The 18,637-nt window shown below is 68.5% G+C and carries 15 protein-coding genes; 2 read left to right on the top strand and 13 right to left on the bottom strand.

Translation table 11 applies throughout. The features are described from left to right. Positions 1–14: 14 nt before the first annotated feature. The 12 genes from ACXJKJ_RS20425 to ACXJKJ_RS20370 all read right to left on the bottom strand — a co-directional run bounded on the left by ACXJKJ_RS20425 (position 15) and on the right by ACXJKJ_RS20370 (position 13,933). Positions 15–2,123, bottom strand: a complete 2,109-nt coding sequence (locus ACXJKJ_RS20425) for a hypothetical protein (protein WP_056203718.1) — start codon at positions 2,121–2,123, stop codon at positions 15–17. After that, positions 2,120–2,491, bottom strand: a complete 372-nt coding sequence (locus ACXJKJ_RS20420) for a hypothetical protein (protein WP_056203721.1) — start codon at positions 2,489–2,491, stop codon at positions 2,120–2,122. The genes ACXJKJ_RS20425 and ACXJKJ_RS20420 overlap by 4 nt, the downstream gene beginning before the upstream one ends. Before the next feature lie 56 nt (positions 2,492–2,547). Further along, positions 2,548–4,869 (bottom strand): DEAD/DEAH box helicase, encoded by a 2,322-nt coding sequence (locus ACXJKJ_RS20415; RefSeq protein ID WP_056203724.1) that lies wholly within the window; start codon positions 4,867–4,869, stop codon positions 2,548–2,550. Positions 4,870–4,909: 40 nt separating this feature from the next. Next, the gene (locus ACXJKJ_RS20410) at positions 4,910–5,551 is read right to left on the bottom strand and encodes an RpiB/LacA/LacB family sugar-phosphate isomerase (protein ID WP_056203727.1); all 642 of its coding nucleotides are present in this window, start codon (positions 5,549–5,551) and stop codon (positions 4,910–4,912) included. A gap of 285 nt (positions 5,552–5,836) precedes the next feature. Continuing rightward, a complete protein-coding gene (locus ACXJKJ_RS20405) occupies positions 5,837–6,082 on the bottom strand; it encodes a YXWGXW repeat-containing protein (RefSeq protein ID WP_457391912.1) in 246 nt (81 codons plus the stop codon). 268 nt (positions 6,083–6,350) lie between these two features. Continuing rightward, positions 6,351–6,788 carry a PaaI family thioesterase gene (locus ACXJKJ_RS20400; protein ID WP_457391910.1) on the bottom strand — a complete coding sequence of 146 codons (438 nt, stop codon included), beginning with the start codon at positions 6,786–6,788 and terminating at the stop codon, positions 6,351–6,353. A gap of 240 nt (positions 6,789–7,028) precedes the next feature. Next, positions 7,029–7,820 (bottom strand): SDR family oxidoreductase, encoded by a 792-nt coding sequence (locus ACXJKJ_RS20395; protein ID WP_457391908.1) that lies wholly within the window; start codon positions 7,818–7,820, stop codon positions 7,029–7,031. 15 nt (positions 7,821–7,835) lie between these two features. Then, positions 7,836–9,644, bottom strand: a complete 1,809-nt coding sequence (locus tag ACXJKJ_RS20390) for an acyl-CoA dehydrogenase (protein ID WP_457391906.1) — start codon at positions 9,642–9,644, stop codon at positions 7,836–7,838. A 55-nt stretch (positions 9,645–9,699) separates the two neighbouring features. Next, positions 9,700–10,125 (bottom strand): PaaI family thioesterase, encoded by a 426-nt coding sequence (locus ACXJKJ_RS20385; protein WP_457391905.1) that lies wholly within the window; start codon positions 10,123–10,125, stop codon positions 9,700–9,702. A 5-nt stretch (positions 10,126–10,130) separates the two neighbouring features. Further along, positions 10,131–11,306 carry an acetyl-CoA C-acyltransferase gene (locus tag ACXJKJ_RS20380; RefSeq protein WP_457320339.1) on the bottom strand — a complete coding sequence of 392 codons (1,176 nt, stop codon included), beginning with the start codon at positions 11,304–11,306 and terminating at the stop codon, positions 10,131–10,133. A gap of 30 nt (positions 11,307–11,336) precedes the next feature. Beyond that, the gene (locus ACXJKJ_RS20375) at positions 11,337–13,430 is read right to left on the bottom strand and encodes a 3-hydroxyacyl-CoA dehydrogenase NAD-binding domain-containing protein (RefSeq protein ID WP_457391904.1); all 2,094 of its coding nucleotides are present in this window, start codon (positions 13,428–13,430) and stop codon (positions 11,337–11,339) included. Between the two features lie 125 nt (positions 13,431–13,555). After that, complete coding sequence (locus ACXJKJ_RS20370) at positions 13,556–13,933, bottom strand: hypothetical protein (protein ID WP_157282083.1); 378 nt, start codon at positions 13,931–13,933, stop codon at positions 13,556–13,558. 142 nt (positions 13,934–14,075) lie between these two features. On the opposite strand from ACXJKJ_RS20370, the gene ACXJKJ_RS20365 reads away from it, so the two are divergent. Continuing rightward, complete coding sequence (locus ACXJKJ_RS20365) at positions 14,076–16,400, top strand: hypothetical protein (RefSeq protein ID WP_457391903.1); 2,325 nt, start codon at positions 14,076–14,078, stop codon at positions 16,398–16,400. 21 nt (positions 16,401–16,421) lie between these two features. Beyond that, entirely contained in the window at positions 16,422–16,820 is a 399-nt protein-coding gene (locus tag ACXJKJ_RS20360) for a VanZ family protein (RefSeq protein WP_457391902.1), read from the top strand. On the opposite strand, the gene ACXJKJ_RS20355 is transcribed toward ACXJKJ_RS20360, so the two are convergent. After that, on the bottom strand, positions 16,792–18,102 hold the full coding sequence (locus tag ACXJKJ_RS20355) for a TRAP transporter large permease (protein WP_457391901.1): 1,311 nt from the start codon (positions 18,100–18,102) through the stop codon (positions 16,792–16,794). The genes ACXJKJ_RS20360 and ACXJKJ_RS20355 overlap by 29 nt on opposite strands. Positions 18,103–18,637: the final 535 nt, after the last annotated feature.

Genomic DNA, 18,637 nt, shown 5'->3' with positions numbered 1-18,637 from the left:
TGCGAGGACCCGGATCAGAACGGGTCTTTGAACTGCATCGTCACGAAGAACGCGCCCCGCGCCTCGCCGGCCTGGCGGCGCAGGTTGGCCATGTAGCCCAGGCTGAAATCCACGCTGTCCACCAGCGTCACGCGCAGGCCCGTGCCCATGGCAAGGCGGGTACGCGGGCCGCTCAGGCGCGGGCCGAGATTCACCGCATCCAGCATCAGCAGCGGGCTGATAGCGATGGCATTGATCTCGTCCATCAGCGTGTCGACGATATGGCGCACCGGCTCGATCTCGCGGCGCGCGTCCCGCTCGGCCACTTTGGGGTCGGCCGCCGCGAACCACCGCGCCAGCTGCTCGACGTCGGCGCGCAGCGCGGCGCCTTGCTGCGTGACGCGCGGGTCGCGCGGGCCGGCGTTGAAGCCCTCCACGCAAAGCGCCACCACCTGCCCCAGGGTGTTGGCGGTGTCTTCACCGGGCAGCAGTTCGGTGAACAGGCCAAGCTGCGTCAGGCTGGACTCCTGCAACACCTGGGTGATCTCGTCCTGGGCTTGAGCGAGCTGCCCCTTGCAGGCGGCGAACGCATCGCTGTCGGCGCTGCCCGCAGGGGGCTGCACGGCGGCCACGGCGCCATCCAGCGCGGCCAGGGTCTGCTGCACCTTGGGCAGTTGCGCAATGGCCTGCAGATAGGTCGGCATGGTGGTGCGGTTGTCCGCCGCGAGGCCGCCGACGGCGGAGTCCAGCTGGCCGTTCAGCGCGGCGCGGACCTGGGCGTCGCGGTAAGCCTCGGCCGGTACCAGGGGCTGGTTGAACACCGGCAGCGCCGCCGTCAGGCTTAAGCCCGAGAAGCGCCGATAGCCCGGGCTGGCGGCGCTGCCGGCCAGTGCATTGGTGCCCAGGCTGCGCAGCAGCGGCGCCGCGCGGATCTGCCATTCCTCGCCGCCGATGAAGGGCTGCTCGCGCCCGCCGGCGAAGAAGCGCGCGCCGTGGGGCACCAGGCCTGCCTCGCGCAGATGGCCCAGCGTCAGACGCGTCTCCAGCGACAGGCTGCGATGGTCGGCCACCAGCCAGCGGCCCTCATGGGCGATGTCGACGATCTGCTTGACCCAGTCCAAGCCCGCGCCGCCGCTGCCGGCGCCGAACTCGACCGCATAGCTCGCGGCCAGGCTCTGCCGCGCCAGCCGTGCCGTGGTGCCCGCCATCAGCTTGAGCGACTGGTAGCGCTGGTCCGCCACCAGGCCTGCGGCGGGGTCGTCCTGGCCGCGGCTGCGATGCTGGCCGGCGTCCAGCGCCGCTCCCAGGCGCATCGCCAGCGCCCAGCTGCCCAGCGGATGCGTCTGAGCGAAGGCCTGGGCCTCGAGGTTGTTCTGCCCCAGCCGCGACACGGACTTGGCGGGCACCGACTGGTCGGCATAGCCCAGCCGCCAGGCCGTGTGGGCCCAGATGCCGTCGCTGTGCTCCCGGCCTCCCTCCAGCGCGAGCGCCACGTCGCGCAGCCGATCGCTGGCATACGCATCGAGGGCGAGCGAGCGCCAGTAGGCGTCGGCACCCGCACCACTGCGGTTGTACAAGGCCGCCACCCCGGCGCCAGCGCCCTCGCCGGCCCGATACCCCAGGCGGGGCTGCAGGCGCATGCCTGGCCGCAAGGCCTCCTGCCCGGACTGGCGCTCCGGCGCTGCCGTCTCGCGCTGGCGCGACTCCCAGGTGAGCCCCACCGACAGGGAGGCCTTGATGGCGTAGACGAAGAACACCAGGTCCAGGCCCTGCGGCGTGCAGCTGACCATCACCGGCAGCACGCGGCCGCCGACACGGGCCTCGACATCCAGGTTGGCGAAGGGCAGCGCCGCGATCTGGTTCCACACGGTCGTGACCTGGCTGGCGCTGTAGGGCGTGCCGCGCAGCGGCTCGGCCAGGGCCTTCGCCTGGTTCAGGTCCGCGCGGATCCAGGGCAGGAAGGCCAGCGGCGTCTGCACGTCCACGGCATGGATGGGCATGCCGCCAAAGGCGCCGTTGGCCGGACAGGCATTGCCGACGACGACCGCAGCCTGCCCGGCTTGCGGGCCGGCGCTGGCGACGGCGGGCGCCAGCAGGGCGGGCAGGGACAGCGCCCAGCACGCGCCCAGTGGCGGGCGTCTCACCGCTTGATCAGCGTGCGCTGGATGGTGGCATTGGCCGCTGGGCCGCCGGGCTGCTGGCTCGCGAGCGCCGCGTTGGACGCCGGGCCGGCCAGGAAGGCGGCCTGCGTGGCGGTCAGGCCGTTGGTGGCTGTGGCGGCGGCCTTGCTGTGCAATTCCTTGTCGACGACCACGTCCAGGCTCACGCGCGCTTCGCCGTAGGCCACGGCCTTGTCATCGCGGCGGAACAGCTTGAAGTGGATGGTCCAGGTCGGCAGGCCGTTGTCGTCGCTGACCTTCTCCAGCCCGAACACGATGCGGCGCAGATCGTCCTTGGTATTCACGACGAGGTCGACCTTGATGTTGGTGATGATGTGTTCTCGGGTGGTCATGGCTGGCTCCTGATCTTGATTGACCGGCATGAGTAGGCCGCCGGCCCGCGCCGGGGTCATCCGTAGAAGTGGGGAAGGTCGGCGGCTGGCGGCTGCCGCAGGCCAGATTCGGCCTCCTCCAGCGGCGCCAGCAGCAGCTTCAGTTCCATCTCGCCGAACTTGCTCAGGCTGCTGCCGTCGTCGCTGCCGAGCAGGCCGTCGGCCAAGGCCTTCTTGCGCGCCTGCAGCTCCAGCATGCGCTCCTCGATGCTGCCCTGGGCCACCAACTGGTAGACGAACACCGGCTGATCCTGGCCGATGCGGTGGGCGCGCGCGCTGGCCTGGGCCTGCACGGCTGGGTTCCACCAGGGGTCGACGTGGATGACGGTGTCCGCGGCCGTGAGGTTCAGGCCCACGCCGCCGGCCTTGAGACTGGCCAGCAGGATGGGCTCCTCGCGCGCCTGGAAGCGGCGCACGACCTCGCCACGCGCGGATGCGGCGGTCTGGCCGGTCAGGCGCAGATGGGGCAGGCCCAGACGGTCCAGCTCAGCGGCAATCAGGTCCAGCATCTCGGTGAACTGCGAGAACACCAGCAGGCGCCGGCCCTGGGCAACGAAATCGGGCAGATGCTCGCGCAGCCATTCGAGCTTGGCGCGCTCTACAAAGGGCGGCATCTCCACGCCCTTGAGCAGCAGCGGGTCGCAGCAGACCTGGCGCAGCTTCAGCATCGCGTCCAGCACGCTGATCAGGCTGGTGGCATTGAAGCCGTCGCGGGCCAGGATGCGCCTGACCATGTGGTCGGCCGCCACGCGCACGCTCTCGTAAAGCTGCTTTTGCTGGCCAACCAGCGTGACGCGCTTGACCAGCTCGGTCAGCGGCGGCAGCTCGGTGGCGACCTCCGTCTTCATGCGGCGCAGGATGAAGGGCCGCACACGCGCCGCGAGAAGGCGGGCGCGCGGGCCGTCGCGGTTGACCTCGATGGGCTTGCGCCAATGGCGCGCGAAGCTGCGCGAGTCGCCGAGGAAGCCGGGCATCAGCAGGTCGAACAGCGACCACAGCTCGCCGAGGTGGTTCTCCAGCGGCGTGCCGGTGAGGGCCAGGCGGTGGCGGGTGTCAAGCCGGCGCAGCGCGCGGGCGGCACGGGCCTGGGCGTTCTTGACGGCCTGGGCCTCATCGAGGATGAGCAGATGCCAGGGCTGGGCGGACAGCTTGCGCAGGTCGCGCCAGACGAGGTTGTAGGTGCTGAGCACGACGTCGGTATCGGCGAGTTGCGCCGCCTCGCGGTCGGCGCCATGCCAGGTCATCAGCCTGAGCCCCGGCGCGATGCGCGCCGCCTCCTGCTGCCAATTGAAGAGCAGCGAGGTCGGCACGATGACGAGGGCCGGGCGGTCCAGCCGACCAGCCTGCTTCTCGGTCCAGATGTGGGCCAGGGCCTGCGCCGTCTTGCCCAGGCCCATGTCGTCGGCCAGGATGCCGGCGAGGCCCTGCTCGCGAAGGTATTGCAGCCAGGCCAGGCCATGCAATTGATAGGGCCGCAGCTGCAGGCCGAGACCTTCGGGCTGCGCCATCGAAGTCGGCGCGCCGGCCGCCAGCAGGCGCTGGCCCAGCGCCTTCAGGCCCGCGTCGCCATGGATCTGCCAGCGGCCGCGCGATTCCTCCTCGATGCAGCGGATGCGGTCGGCGTCCCAGGCATTGAGCTTGAGCGGCTTGCCCTTCTCCAGCTCCACCGGCTTGAGCAGGTCCAGCAGCGCCAGCATGATGGCCTTGAGCGGCGCGGCAACGGCGTGATAGCGCCGGCCACCAGGTGCGCGCAGTGACACGATGGCGTCGTCCTCGATGGCGACGATGGCCACCGCATCGAGCCAGCGCTTGTCCTTGCGCAGCAGGTTGGCGATCAGCGGGGCCAGGTCGATGCGCTGGCCATCCACCTCCATGCCCAGGCTGACCAGCCAAGCGCCGGTGCGGCGCTCCAGACCCAGGCCTTCGACGCGGCGGCTGGGCGGTGGCGCTTCGGTGTCTTCAGCCAGCCCGAGCTGCCAGCCACTGACGGCTTGGCTATGGTGGGCAAAGCCCGGCTCGGTCGTGACCTGCCAGCCCAGGGCCTGCAACTCGGGCACCTTCTCGGCGTGGAAGTCGCCGAAGAACTCTTCCTGGACCAGGGTCCAGAGCGAAGCGTCCAAAGGCAGCGGCGCGCCGCGCCATTGCAGCAGGGCCGGGTCCAGCGCAATCAGGCCACGCGTCAGCAGCGCCAGCTCGGCTTGCACGTCGGCCGCAGCCAGCATCGCCACCGTCACTTGCTCGCCCCGCGGGCCGAGGGCGCCGCGCGGGCGCAGGCCGAGCAAGCCGTCGCCGCGCGTCAGCGTGCGCAGCGTCAGGTGAGGTGGAGGTGCGGCAGGCATGGCGACAGTCTCGCAGCCCGCGAGACTGTCGCGACCGAACTCAGGACTTCAGCACGCCCTTGATGTGGGCGGCGATGGCGTCGTCCTGGCAGTTCGTGAAGAACAGTTCCTGGAACTTCTCGCCCGACACGGCGGCCTTCAACAGGTCCTGGTCGACGGCTTTCAGCGTGGTCAGCATGTCCTTGCAGGACGCGGCCTTCAGGTCCTTCAGGATGCCGCGGTTCTTGGCCATGATGGCGGCGCGCTCCTTGGGGTAGCCGGCGCCGCGCTCGTTCTCGAACAGCTTGCGGTAGCAGTCCTGCAGGTTCAGCTCAGCGGCCCAGCCGAAGCCCTTGGCGTAGGGCATGGACATGCAGTTGCCGTCGTTGATCTGGCCGAACAGGAAGGCGTCGGTCGGGTCGATGACCAGGCCGCAGAAGACGCCGGGCATGGAATTGCAGGCCAGCATGGAACCCATGCCGGTGCCGCAGCCGGTGACGACGAAGTCGGCGGCCTTGGAGTTCAGCAGGATGCCGGCGAGCAGGCCGTTCATCACGTAGGTGAGCGAGGCCTTGTCCTCGGGCGCGTACATGCCGTAGTGGTGGACGCTGTGGCCCAGCGGCTCGGCGACGGTCTTGAGGGCGTTGTGGACGATCTCGGACTTGGCGGCCTGGCTGTTCTCGATGATGAGGGCGATCTTCATGGCGGGTGGCTTTCGGTAGCGGAATGGGGGCTGGGGCGGCACAGGCCACCCCGGTTGCATGGGCCGCGGCTGCTCGAGCCAGAGGGGCTCGAGCGCGGGCCGTCATGCCAGGCGTCCGCCTCGAAAGGCCGGGACTGCATGGTCCCGATGGAGCAACCTGGCCAACCGCGCACCTCGAAGCGAGGTGCTGACGCTGGCGCCATTGTGCCACTTGCGCCAAATATTGGAACGCCGTTTCAGAAAAGCACTCAAGCCCGCGATCGATGCGATGCGAGCCTCGCAGCATCAGCGGCGGTGGGGATCGTTGGGCCGGCGGTCGGCACCGTTGGGCACGCCATCACGGTCCGCGTCGCCGCGGGCCCAGCCACCGCGCCGCAGCTCCCAGTGGCCGTTGCGCTCCTCCCAGGCGGGCTGGTTGTACATATAGCCGCGGCGCTCCTTCACCCAGACGCCCTGCTGCCAGACGTGGCGGCGGCCGTTCCAGTTCCAATAGCCGGGCACCCAGACATAGCCGCGGCGCGCGCCCGGCATCACTTCATGACGCGGAGGCGGCGGTGCGGTCCGGATGGACACACTGACCTGTGCCGCGGCTGCGGTCGGGAGTGCAGCTGCACCAAAGGCACAGCTGGCGACCAGACACGAAGCGAGGAGGGTTCTGTTGAGCATGACGATCTCCAAGTGACAGGAGGTCATTCAACGACTGGCCCCGACGCGCGGTGGTCGGACAAGCGCCCGTCGCGCCGCAAAGTTGTGCAAAGCGTCCAACTGATCGAAGGCGGGTGAGGCCTGCCGCAGCGCCTCAGTCGCCTTCACCACCCAGCGGCTTCAACTGCCGGCCCGCCGGCAGAGCGCGCAGGTATTTGAAGGTGCCCGTCGCATGGGCGCAGAGCTTGTCACCCGCACCGAATACCGAGCCCTCGCAGAAAGCCATGGTCGTCGAGCGATGCAGCAGCTTGCCCACCGCGCGCAGTTCGCCCTCGCCGGGGCGCATGAAGCTGGTCTTCATCTCCACCGTGACGACGCCCGGACCGAGGTCCGACAGGTGCCGGTTCACGCTGCGGGCGGCATGCGCCATCGCCACGTCCAGCAGCGTCATCACCACGCCGCCATGGGCCACGCGCCAGGAGTTCAGGTGCTGTTCGCTGATCGTCAGCCGCAGCTCGGCCTCGCCGTCGCCGACCGAGTGCAGCGTGAAGCCGAGTTGCTGGACGAAGGGGATGTGGACCGGGAATTCCATGGCAGCCTAGAAACGGTAGTTGGGCGCGGCCGAAGGGGCTGCGCTGGGGTGCGCTGGCAAGGCGCGACGACGCTGCGGGCTCGCGCCCGCGAGGAGAAGCAACGCGGCCAGCGTGCGCCAGCGCAGGCCAGGCGGGCGTGCAGCGTTGCCACCCACATGGTGAACGTGGCCGTGGGTCCAATCTTGTGATGAAGCAAGAACTTGCATGCGCTGGGTAGCGGTCGACTGCCGTTTCTAGGCTTATCCCCCATGGATGGCGCTGACGCCGCCGTCCACCGCCAGGATCTGGCCGGTGATGTGCTTGCCGGCGCGCGACGCAAACAGCAGGGCCGCGCCCTTCAAGTCGTCGTCATCGCCGATGCGGTTCAGCGGCGCGTGGGAAGCGAGTTGCTCTTCACCGATGGTCGCCATCAGGCCCTTGGTCATCTTGCTCGGGAAGAAGCCCGGCGCCAGCGCGTTGACGGTGATGCCGTATTGGCCCCACTCGCCGGCCAGCGCGCGCGTGAAGTTCACGGCCGCGCCCTTGCTGGTGTTGTAGGCAATGGTCTTCATGACGGCCGAGTTGCCGCCCAGGCCCGCGATGGAGGCCACGTTGATGATGCGGCCCGACTTGCGCGGGATCATGCTGGCCTTGGCCACCGCTTGCGCAAAGACGAAGAGGCTGCGGATGTTGAGGTTCATGACCTTGTCCCAGGCCTCGATCGGATGCTCCTCGGCCGGCGCGCCCCAGCTGGCACCGGCGTTGTTGACGAGGATGTCGATTTGGCCGTAGCGCTCCATCGTCTCGGCAACGACGCGCTGCGCGTCTTCGGCCACCGACGCATCGGCCGCAACCCAGCGCGCATCGATGCCGCGGGCCTGCAGGTGGGCGGCGGACTCTTCAAGGTCTGACGCCTTGCGCGAGGTCAGCATGATCTTGGCGCCGGCTTCACCCAGCGCCTCGGCGATCTGCAGGCCCAGGCCGCGCGAGCCGCCGGTGACGAGGGCCACCTGGCCGCTGAGGTCGAACAGGTCTTGGACTTTGGTGCTCATGGTGTCTCCAGCTTCTCAAAAATATTCAGGCTTCATTTCGCGGCACAGCGGCTCGCGGCGCGCAACCACGTCCAGCCAGGCGCCGATCTTGGGCAGTTCGTAGGCGTAGAAGTAGCGGGCAGCGGCGCGCTTGCCGTGCGCGAAGTCACTGTCGCCATGCACGCTCAGCAGGACGTCCAGCCACAACCAGGCCAGCACCGTATGGCCGAAGGCCTGCATGTAGGGTGTGGCATTGGCCAGCGCCTCCTCGGGCTCGCCGGTGCTCCAGGCCTTCTTGGTCGCGCCGCCCACTTGTGCCAACGCTGCGGCCAGCTGGTTGGCCTGCGGCGCCCAGTCGGTCTGCATCGCGCGCTCGATGGTCTGCTGCACTCGCGCGGCCAAAGCAGCGAGAGACGCCCCGCCCTGCTGCACCACCTTGCGACCCAGCAGGTCCAGCGCCTGGATGCCATGCGTCCCCTCGTGGATCATGTTCAGGCGCTGATCGCGCCAGTACTGCTCGACGGGGAAATCACGCGTGTAGCCATAGCCGCCCAGCACCTGGATGGCCAGCGAGTTGGACTCCAGGCACCACTCGCTCGGCCAGCTCTTGGCGATGGGGATGAGCACGTCCAGCAGCGCCTGCGCCTCGGCCTTCGCGTCACCGGTGTTCAGCTCGTCGACGAGACGGGCACAGTACAGCTCCAGCGCCAGGCCACCCTCGACATAGCTCTTCTGCGCCAGCAGCATGCGGCGCACATCGGCGTGTTCGATGATGGGCCGCTGCGGGCTGGCCGCGTCCTTGCCGGCCGTGGTCATGGCGCGGCCTTGCGGGCGCTGCTTGGCGTATTCCAGGCTGGCCTCATAGCCCGCATAGCCCAGCATGACGGCGCCCAGGCCGACGCCGATGCGCATCTCGTTCATCATGAAGAACATGCAGCGCAGGCCCTCGCCGGGCTTGCCGACGAGATAGCCCACGGCACCCGCTTTGCCTTCCGGCTGGAAGCGGCCTTCGCCGAAGTTCAGCAGGCAGTTGGTCGTGCCGCGGTGGCCGAGCTTGTGGTTCAACCCGGCCAGCGCGATGTCATTGCGCTCGCCGGTCAGCTGGCCGTTCTCGCCGACCATTTGCTTGGGCACGATGAAGAGCGAGATGCCCTTGGTGCCCGGAATGAGCTTGCCGTCCGGCCCCGGGATCTTGGCCAGCACCAGGTGGACGATGTTCTCGCGCAGCTCATGCTCGCCACCCGAGATCCACATCTTGTTGCCGCGCAGGCGGTAGCGCGGGCCGAGGGCGTCGTTCTCGTCCTCCAGCTCGGCGCGCGTGACCACATCGGACAGCGACGAGCCCGCCTGCGGCTCCGACAGGCACATGGTGCCGAACCACTGACCAGCCAGCAGCGTCTTGGCGAACACCTCGCGCTGGCGCTCGCTGCCGTGTTCCATCAGCAGGTTGGCATTGCAGGTCGTCAACACGCCGTAGGAGCCAGCGTGGACGTTGGCCATGCTGACGAAGGCATTGGCGGCCGTCTCGACGAGGCAGGGCAGCTGCATGCCGCCCAGCTCGTAGTCATGCGCCGCAGCCATCATGCCGGAGTCGACCAGGGCATTGACCGCCTCCAATGTCGCCGCGGGCAGGTGCACGCGCTCGCCACCTTCATCCACAACCACGCGCGGCTCCTCCGTGTCCATCAGCCTGTAGCTCGGCGCGAACTTCTCGCGGGCGATGCGCTCGCAGGTGTCGAGCACGGCGCTGAAGGTCTCGCGCGAATGGTCGGCAAAGCGCTCGCGCGCGGTGAGGTCGCCAGCACGCAGCCAGTCGAACAGAAGGAACTCCAGGGTGTCGCGCATGGCTGCTATCCCGTTGTGGTGACGGCCGTGGGCTCAATGCCCAGGTCGGCCATGATCAGTCGCCCGCAACGCGGACGATGGTGCCCTGCGCCAGCGCACAGAGCTTCTCGGCGCCGCCCTTGACGGCAAAGATCTCGCAGCGACAGACCGCCTGGCTCTTGCTGACCGCGTCGGCGCTGGCGCGGGCGATCAGGCGTTCGCCAACGGCCGGACGCACATAGTTCACCTTGAACTCGCTCGTCACGACCTCGACCTGCATGGCCGTGCCGCCGGCATAGGTCAGCGCGTTGTCGGCCAGATAGCTGACGACGCCACCATGCGCAAAACCATGCTGCTGCAGATGCTCGGGCTTGAGCACCAACTGCAGCTCGACCTTGCCCGGGGACAGCGCCGCCAGTTCCGTGCCGAGCAGGCGGCTGAAGGCCTGCTTGGCCAGGATCTCGCGGCCCATCTGCAGGAAGACCTCTGGCGAGACGGCCATGGTCTTCAGAGCACTTCGAAGATGCCCGCCGCGCCCATGCCGCCGCCAATGCACATCGTCACGCAGACGCGCTTGGCACCACGGCGCTTTCCCTCGATGAGGGCGTGGCCCGTCAGGCGCTGGCCCGACACGCCATAAGGGTGGCCGACAGCGATTGCGCCGCCGTTGACGTTCAGGCGGTCCATCGGAATGCCCAGCGTGTCGGCGCAGTACAGCACCTGCACGGCGAAGGCTTCGTTCAGTTCCCACAGGTCGATGTCGGCAACCGTCAGGCCGAGCTTCTTCAGCACCTTGGGGACGGCGAAGACGGGGCCGATGCCCATCTCGTCGGGCTCGCAACCGGCCACGGCAAAGCCGAGGAAACGGCCGATGGGCTTGAGGTTGTGCGTGGACGCGTATTGCTCGCTGACCAGCGCGCAGGCGCCGGCACCGTCGCTGAACTGGCTGGCGTTGCCGGCCGAGATCAGACCGCCGGGCATGGCGGAGCGCAGGTCCTTGATGGCGTCATAAGTGGTGCCTTCGCGCAGGCCCTCATCGGCGCTGATGGTGACTTCCTTGCTCATCAGGCCCATGACCTTGTCGGCCACGCCCATGGTGGTCGTCACCGAGATCAGTTCGTCGGCGAACTTGCCGGCGGCCTGGGCGGCGCAAGCCTTCTGCTGGCTGCCGGCGCCGTACTGGTCCATGCGCTCACGCGAGATGTTGTAGCGCTTGGCCACGTTCTCGGCGGTCTGCAGCATGTTCCAGTAGATCTCAGGCTTGAGCTTCATCAGCGCCGGGTCGACCAGCATGTGCTTGTTGGCCTCTTGCTGCACGCAGGAAATGCTCTCGACGCCGCCGGCGATGTAGACATCGCCCTCGCCGGCAATGATGCGCTGCGCGGCCATCGCAATGGTCTGCAGGCCGCTGGAACAGAAGCGGTTGATGGTGACGCCGCTCACCGTGATCGGCAGGCCGGCCTTCAGCGCGATCTGGCGCGCGATGTTGGAGCCGGTGGCGCCTTCGGGCGTGGCGCAACCCATCAGCACGTCTTCGATGGCACCGCCATCGATGCCGGCGCGCTCGACGGCTGCCTTGACGGCGTGGCCACCCAGCGTCGCGCCATGGGTCATGTTGAACGCGCCCTTCCAGCTCTTGGCGAGCGGCGTGCGGGCAGTGGAGACGATCAGTGCGTTGCTCATGTCTTGTTCCTTGTCAGTCGCGCGCTGCGATCAAGTGAAGCTCTTGCCTTCCGCCACGAGGCGGGCCAGCAGCGGGGCGGGCGTCCAGAACGCACCGTCATCCATCGGGTTCTTGGCAAAGCGCTTCATTGCCTGCACGACGTTGAAGAGGCCGAGGGTGTCGGCGTAGCACATCGGGCCACCGCGGAAGATCGGAAAGCCGTAGCCGGTCAGGTAGACCATGTCCACGTCCGACGCGCGCTGGGCAATGCCCTCTTCCAGCAGATGCGCGGCCTCGTTGACCAGGGCGAACACCAGGCGGTGCACGATCTCCTCGTCGCTGATGTCGCGCTTCTTGGCGCCGATGGCTTCGCGGTGCTTGGCGAGCATCTCGTCGACGACCGGTGACGGGATCGCGTCGCGCTTGCCAGGCAGGTAGTCGTACCAGCCAGCACCGGTCTTCTGGCCGAAGCGGCCCAGCTCGCACAGGCGGTCGGCGCTCGCCGAGTACTTCATGTTGGCGCGCTCTACAGCGCGGCGCTTGCGGATCGCCCAGCCGATGTCATTGCCCGCCAGGTCACCCATGCGGAACGGGCCCATCGCGAAGCCGAACTTCTCGACCGCCTTGTCGACCTGCTGCGGCGTGCAGCCTTCATCGAGCAGGAAGCCGGCCTGGCGGCTGTACTGCTCGATCATGCGGTTGCCGATGAAGCCGTCGCAGACGCCCGACACGACAGCCGTCTTCTTGATCTTCTTGCCAATGGCCATGACCGTCGCCAGTACATCCTTGGCGGTTTCCTTGCCGCGCACGACCTCCAGCAGCTTCATCACGTTGGCTGGGCTGAAGAAGTGCATGCCCACCACGTCCTGCGGGCGCTTGGTGAAGGAGGCGATCTTGTCGACGTCCAGCGTCGAGGTGTTGGACGCGAGAATGGCGCCGGGCTTGGCGACTTCGTCCAGCTGCTTGAAGACGGCCTCCTTGACGCCGATCTCCTCGAACACCGCCTCGATGATGAGGTCGGCGTCACCCAGGTCGGCGTAGCTCAGCGTCGTGCTCAAGAGCGCCATGCGCTGGGCGTATTTGTCTTCCTTGAGCTTGCCCTTCTTGACCTGGGATTCGTAGTTCTTCTTGATCGTCGCGACGCCGCGGTCCAGCGCTTCCTGCTTGGTCTCCAGGATGGTGACCGGGATGCCCGCATTCAGGAAGTTCATCGAGATGCCGCCACCCATGGTGCCGGCGCCGATGACGCCCACCTTGGCGATGGTGCGCAGCGGCGTGTCTTCGGGCACGTCGGAGATCTTGCTGGCCACGCGCTCGGCGAAGAACAGGTGGCGCAGCGCCTTGGACTCGGGCGTCAGCATCAATGCCATGAAACCCTCGCGCTCGGCGCGCATGCCGTCGTCGAACTTCATGTTGACGGCACTGGCCACGGTCTCCAGGCAGCGCAATGGTGCCGGGAAGTTCTTGCTCATGCCGCCCACCATGTTGCGGGCGAACTGGAAGTAGGCCTCGGCGTTGGGGTGGCGGGCCTTCAGGTCTCGCACCTTGGGCAGCGGGCGCTTCTCGGAGACTTCTTCAGCGAACTTGACGGCCGCGTCGACCACGTCGGCGTCGACGATCTTGTCGAACAGCTTCTGGCCCGGGACCATGGCCAGCATCTGCGCCTCGACCGGCTCGCCGCTGACGATCATGTTCAGCGCGGGCTCCACGCCCAGCGCGCGCGGCAGGCGCTGCGTGCCGCCGGCGCCAGGCAGCAGGCCCAGCTTCACTTCGGGCAGCGCGACCTTGGTGCCGGTCTGCGCGACGCGGTAGTGGCAGCCCAGGGACAACTCCAGGCCACCGCCCATGCAGACGCTGTGGATGGCCGCGACGACCGGCTTGCTGCAGTTCTCGACGACAGCGATCAGGCTCAGCAGGTTCGGCTCGGCCAAGGCCTTGGGGCTGCCGAACTCCTTGATGTCGGCACCGCCCGAGAAGGCCTTGCCGGCGCCGGTGATGACCAGGCTGGTGATGGCCGGATCGGCTTCGGCGCGCTCCACACCGGCCGCAACGGCGGCGCGGGTGGCAAAACCCAGGCCGTTGACCGGCGGGTTGTCGAGCGTGATCACGGCGACGCTGCCGCGAACTTCGTAATGGGCTGTCATGGGCACGACCTCAGTTGACGGGCCCACCGCGCCTTGCGCAGCCGACCCAGAATAGAACGACCGTTCGATTCTAGGCAGCGCCCGCCGCGCAGTCTTGTCCCGGCAGTGACAAGGCCGTGAAGGGCTCAGTACTGGGACTTGGGCAGGACCACGGTGTCCTTGAACGCCTTGGCCGCCTCCGGCTCCGCTGGCGGCTGCAGCTTGGCCTCGGCATAGCGGCGCATGGCCTCGGCGGCATCCAGGGGGGCAACAGGTGCAGGAGCCTGGCGCGGCGCGGGCCGCACTGCCAGGCGCAGCTCATGGCAATCGCGCTGCAGCTGCTCCACCTGCTTGCGTGCCTGGGTGAGCTGCTGGGCGCCAAGTTGGCGGGACTGCTCCACGTGCATCACCCGCTCATGCTCGCGCTTGATTCGTTTGGCGGCCCAGGCGTAGACGGCACCTCCCGCCACCAAACCGCCCACAGCAAAGCTGCCCACCAGCTGCAACAGTTGACCGTTGTCCATTTTTTCTCTCCCCTGACACCGTTGTCCGTTGGCACTGTATCGGTCTGACGGCGCAACGCCCGTCTTGCCAGGGTTTGTCACGAGTCGCCACCGCTCCGTCTCGCCCTTGGACGCCCAGCGCCCCCCGGCTAGAGTGCGGGCCATGCTGATTCCGGTCGTCTACCCACCCCGCGATCCCGCGCCGCCGCCGCAGTTTTCCCCGCCGCCGCCGCCAAAGTCGGAGGAGCCCGCGCCTCCTCCACCGCCCGAGCCGCCTTCCACGGCATCCACGACCGAGGGCGATGTGCCCTGGATGCTCTATCTGCTGCGCGTGCTGGGCCTGTGCGCCTTTCCCGTCGTCATCGTCATCGCCGGCGTCGCCGTGCTGCTCGGCCTGGAACAGGCCCGCGAAACGCTGCTGTCGCTGGAAGTGGGCAGCGCACAGACCGCCCTCCTCGTCTTCGCCTTCGGCTTGTGGCTGCTGCTGGCCTGGTATGTGAGCCGCCTGCTGCTGGACCGCCGCTTCAAGCCCGACACGCTGGGCGAGTGCATGAACCCGCGCTTTGGCGACGGCCTGCGTCGCTGGCTGCCGCGCGGGCTCATCCTCGGCGGCGGCCTGCCCATCGCGATCTTCTTCCTGGTGCAGACGCGCGAGCGCCTCATCGGCGTCGCGCTGCTGGCCGTCACGGCGGGACTGGCCCTTTTTGTCTGGAAGCGGCGCGCCTGGCTGCTCAAGCTCGGCACGGGCTCGTGGCTGGCGCGTTGCCTCGCCCTGGATGGCCGGCGCGAGGCCATCGCGCTGCTGGAGCGTGAGGACCGCATGAGCACGCCGTCGCGCGTGCTCGTCGCGCTGGTGCTGCTGCTGCAATGGGGCGTGTTCGCCGCCCTCGTGGCCTGGCCCGAGGCCACGGCGCGCGCCATCGGCTCACCGGCCCTGGTGCTGCTGGCCATGGGCAGCTGGATCGTCTTTGGCGGCATCCTGCTGACCTATGCACCCAAGGCGTTGATACGCATGCCGCTGACGCCGTTGCCGCTGCTGCTCTTCGTGGCATTTGCCCCGCTGAACGACAACCACCGTGTGGCCGACCCTGAGCGCAGCGCTCGCAATGCCATCGCCGCCCGCCAACCGGCCGACGCCTGGGTGCAAACCTGGCTGCGCACCGTGGGCGCGGACGGCAAGCGGCCGCTCGTGATCGTCGCCGTGGCCGGCGGCGCCTCGCGCGCGGCGTATTGGGGCAGCGCATCGCTGGCGCGCCTGCAGGATCTCGGTGAACAACAGGGCGTCAACTTCGCCGACTCGGTCTTCGCCATCAGCGGCACGTCGGGCGGGGCCCTGGGCGCGGCCAGCTTCGTCGCCGCCGTGGACGCGCGCCGCCAGGCGGTCGATGCTGCCAACTGCACGCCCTGGAAGCTGGTGCGCGACTTCACTGGCCGCGACCATCTCGCCACGCCGGTCGGCGACATGCTCTACCCCGACCTGGTGCAGCGCTTCCTGCCCCTGGCCGTCGCCGGCGCGGACCGATCTCTCGGCCTGGAGAATGTCTGGACGCATGACTGGCCCAGGAGCCTGGCCCAGCAATGTCCGCTGCGCCCGACCGCCCATCCCAACCCCTGGGGCGAGGCGATGACGGCCTTGCACGGCCGCGCCACCGACGCCGAATGGCTGCCGCTGCTGGCCATGAACGCCACAGCCCTGTCGCGCGGCCAGCGGGTCTACCAGTCCGACTTCCTGCTGGCCGGTGGCGACGGCATCGACCTGCTCGACCCCTCGCTCGGCCTGGAGGTCGAGCGCATGACGCTGGCTCAGGCCGTGCACAACAGCGCCCGCTTCCCCTACATCAGCCCTGCCGCAGCCGTCCTCTTCAAGGAGGCGCACAGGGATGAGGAGAACGGCGATGTCGGCCGCGTCTGGGACCGTCTGGGCGATGGCGGCTACGTGGAAGCCAGCGCGACACTGCTGCTCTCCGACTTGCTGCGCGACCTCGAAGCCAGCGGGCGGCTCAAGGCCTGCAAGCCCGAGGACAACTGTGCCGCCCAAGGCGTCCTGGACCGCTCGCGGCTGCGCCTGCTGCTGCTGGTCAACAGCGCCTCGCAGGTCGACGACTGGCTGTGCCGCGACGCACCCACGGCTGCCGATGCGCAGCCGCTGGACGGGCGCCGCTACCGCGCCACGCACATGGGCCTGAACGAGGTGGTCGCGCCGGCGCAGGGCATCCTGAACAGCAACGACGCCCGCGCGCGGGACTCGGCAGTCGAGCTCATCAAGCGCATCGGCGGCTGCGGCCAGGTGGCGGAGCTGCGCATGCCTGCACTGCCGGGCCAACGCCAGCCGTCGATGAACTGGATGCTGAACTCGGCCTCGCGCGAGCTGATCGACGCGGCACTGCTGGAGAAGCTCAATGCCACCGACCCGGCCGTCGGCGCGGCGCAGGCCCAGCTGGTGGCCCATCTGCGCCAGGCCAAGGGCTGGATGCTGCAGATGAAATAGGGCCGTCACAATGCGGCCCCCATGCCCAGCTTTCTCCTGCACCTCTGCACCGCGCCGCAGCGCAGCGCACTCTGGCGCGCCCTGCTCGCCGTCCTGCTCATCGTCATCACCTGCCTGGCCCTGAGCCCGGCACCGCCCAAGACCATCACCACCGGCTGGGACAAGTCCAACCATGCCCTCGCCTTTGCCGCGCTGGCCTTCAGCGGTGTCTGGGCCATGTGGCCCGTCTCGCAGCGGCCGCGGCAATGGGTCTGGCTGGTGATCGCGCTGATCGGCTACGGCATTGGCATCGAGATCGCGCAGAGCTTTCTGCCACCGCGCGAGGCCGACTGGCACGACGTGGTGGCCGACAGCGTCGGCATCGCCCTGGGTCTGCTGGCGGCCTGGCCCATCACAGCCAGCGCAGCACGCCGACCGTGACGGCGGGCACGAACAGCAGCAGCAGCAACCTCAGCACGTCGCTGGCCAGGAAGGGCATGACGCCCTTGTAGGTCTCGTTCATCGGCACGTCGCGCGCCATGCCGTTGACGACATAGACGTTCAGCCCCACCGGCGGCGCCAGCATGCCGATGCCCACCGTCATCAGCACCAGGATGCCGAACCAGATCGCCTTGGGCTCGGGCGCAAGGCCGAACAGGTCCAGGCCCATGATGGTCGGGAAGATGACGGGAATGGTCAGCAGCAGCATGGACAGCTCGTCCATCACGCAGCCCAGCACCACGTAGAAGGCCAGCACGCCGGCGACGATGGCCAGCGGCGGCACGGGCAGCCCGCCCACCCACTGCGCCAGGTGCGCGGGCATCTGCGTCAGCGCCAGGGCCGAATTCATCATGTCGGCGCCGAGGAAGATCATGAAGACCATGGCCGTCGTCTCGGCAGTGCCCAGCAGCGCGCGCTTGAGTCCATCGCCGCGCAGCTCGCCCGACAGCAGGCCGCTGGTCAGCGTCGCCAGCGCGCCGATGGAGGCACCCTCGGTCGGGCTGAACAGGCCACCGTAGATGCCGCCAAAGACGACGACAAAGATGGCCAGCAGCGGCCATACGCCCAGCAGAGCGTGCCAGCGCTCGCTCCAGCTGTGGCGCGGTCCCGGCACGGCCAGATGGGGCCGCAGCCGGCAGGTGATGGCGATGACCGCGAGATAGCCGGCGGTTGCGATCAGGCCGGGGATGAAGGCGGCGGCGAACAGCTTGGCGATGTTCTGCTCGGTCAGGATGGCGTAGACGATCAACGGCACCGACGGCGGGATCAGAATGCCCAGCGTGCCACCCGTCGCCAGCACGGCAGTGGACAGGCGCCCGTGATAGCCCGCGGCCTTCATCTCGCCGTAGGCCACCTGGGTGATGGTGGCGCAGGTGGCCACCGACGAGCCGCAGACCGAGCCGAAAGCGGCCGACGCCAGGATGGCCGCAAAGGCCAGGCCGCCGCGCCAGTGGCCGACCCATGCAGACGCGGCGCGAAAGAGTGCCTTGGAAAGCCCGCCCTGGGTGGCGAACTGCCCCATCAGCAGAAAGAGCGGGATGACGGACAACTCGTAGACCGTCAGCCGCGCGACGGCGGAGCCCTTGATGAGGTTCAGTAGCGCGGCGTCATTGCTCATCCAGGCGTAGCCCAGGGCCCCGGGGATGAACATGGCGGCCGCGATGGGCACGCGCAAGGCCATCAGCGCGAGCATCAGGGCGAAGATGGCGAGGCCGGCTGTCATCTGTTCCCGAGCTTGGCTTGGCGCACAGGCCCATGCCCGGAGTTCGCCCGGGCGGGCGACCTACTTTCTTGTGCGAACAAGAAAGTAGGCAAAGAAATCGCCCCTGCGAAACCGCCCACCCGCAAAGCGGGTGGGTGCCCTGCGATGCTCGAAGACCGAGGCCCGCGCAAAACTCCCGCCGCTACGCTCTGGTCAAACAGTTGCGCGGAGCCAGTTGTTGAAGCGCGCCAAGGCGCGCGCCTCGGTCTCCTGTGCTTCTCGGCGGTTTCAAAGGGGGAATCCCAAACAGCCGAACAACCAACCGCCAAACGCATCAGACGGCTGGTGCGGGCTGTTCCTTCACTCCCCCTTTGAGTCCCGCCGAGGAGCGCACGGCCTTGAGGCCGCGTGCGCCAGCACGCTTCAAGCTCTGACTCCGCGCAACTGTTTGACCACAGCGGCCCTTGGGCCGCGACGGGAGTTTTGCGCGGGGCCTCAAGGACGGCGCACCGCAGGGAACCCCTCGCTGTGCGAGGGGCGGGCGGTTCGGGGGCGA

The organism is Roseateles sp. P5_E1, from assembly GCF_054049335.1.
This window is presented reverse-complemented; position numbering and strand designations above follow the sequence as displayed.

What these genes read in the sequence shown, in the direction of transcription:
- ACXJKJ_RS20420 (WP_056203721.1), bottom strand. Translation starts at nt 2,491, where the DNA reads ATGACCACCCGAGAACACATCATCACCAACATCAAGGTCGACCTCGTC.
- ACXJKJ_RS20415 (WP_056203724.1), bottom strand. Translation starts at nt 4,869, where the DNA reads ATGCCTGCCGCACCTCCACCTCACCTGACGCTGCGCACGCTGACGCGC.
- ACXJKJ_RS20410 (WP_056203727.1), bottom strand. Translation starts at nt 5,551, where the DNA reads ATGAAGATCGCCCTCATCATCGAGAACAGCCAGGCCGCCAAGTCCGAG.
- ACXJKJ_RS20405 (WP_457391912.1), bottom strand. Translation starts at nt 6,082, where the DNA reads ATGCCGGGCGCGCGCCGCGGCTATGTCTGGGTGCCCGGCTATTGGAAC.
- ACXJKJ_RS20400 (WP_457391910.1), bottom strand. Translation starts at nt 6,788, where the DNA reads ATGGAATTCCCGGTCCACATCCCCTTCGTCCAGCAACTCGGCTTCACG.
- ACXJKJ_RS20395 (WP_457391908.1), bottom strand. Translation starts at nt 7,820, where the DNA reads ATGAGCACCAAAGTCCAAGACCTGTTCGACCTCAGCGGCCAGGTGGCC.
- ACXJKJ_RS20390 (WP_457391906.1), bottom strand. Translation starts at nt 9,644, where the DNA reads ATGCGCGACACCCTGGAGTTCCTTCTGTTCGACTGGCTGCGTGCTGGC.
- ACXJKJ_RS20385 (WP_457391905.1), bottom strand. Translation starts at nt 10,125, where the DNA reads ATGGCCGTCTCGCCAGAGGTCTTCCTGCAGATGGGCCGCGAGATCCTG.
- ACXJKJ_RS20380 (WP_457320339.1), bottom strand. Translation starts at nt 11,306, where the DNA reads ATGAGCAACGCACTGATCGTCTCCACTGCCCGCACGCCGCTCGCCAAG.
- ACXJKJ_RS20375 (WP_457391904.1), bottom strand. Translation starts at nt 13,430, where the DNA reads ATGACAGCCCATTACGAAGTTCGCGGCAGCGTCGCCGTGATCACGCTC.
- ACXJKJ_RS20370 (WP_157282083.1), bottom strand. Translation starts at nt 13,933, where the DNA reads ATGGACAACGGTCAACTGTTGCAGCTGGTGGGCAGCTTTGCTGTGGGC.
- ACXJKJ_RS20365 (WP_457391903.1), top strand. Translation starts at nt 14,076, where the DNA reads ATGCTGATTCCGGTCGTCTACCCACCCCGCGATCCCGCGCCGCCGCCG.
- ACXJKJ_RS20360 (WP_457391902.1), top strand. Translation starts at nt 16,422, where the DNA reads ATGCCCAGCTTTCTCCTGCACCTCTGCACCGCGCCGCAGCGCAGCGCA.
- ACXJKJ_RS20355 (WP_457391901.1), bottom strand. Translation starts at nt 18,102, where the DNA reads ATGACAGCCGGCCTCGCCATCTTCGCCCTGATGCTCGCGCTGATGGCC.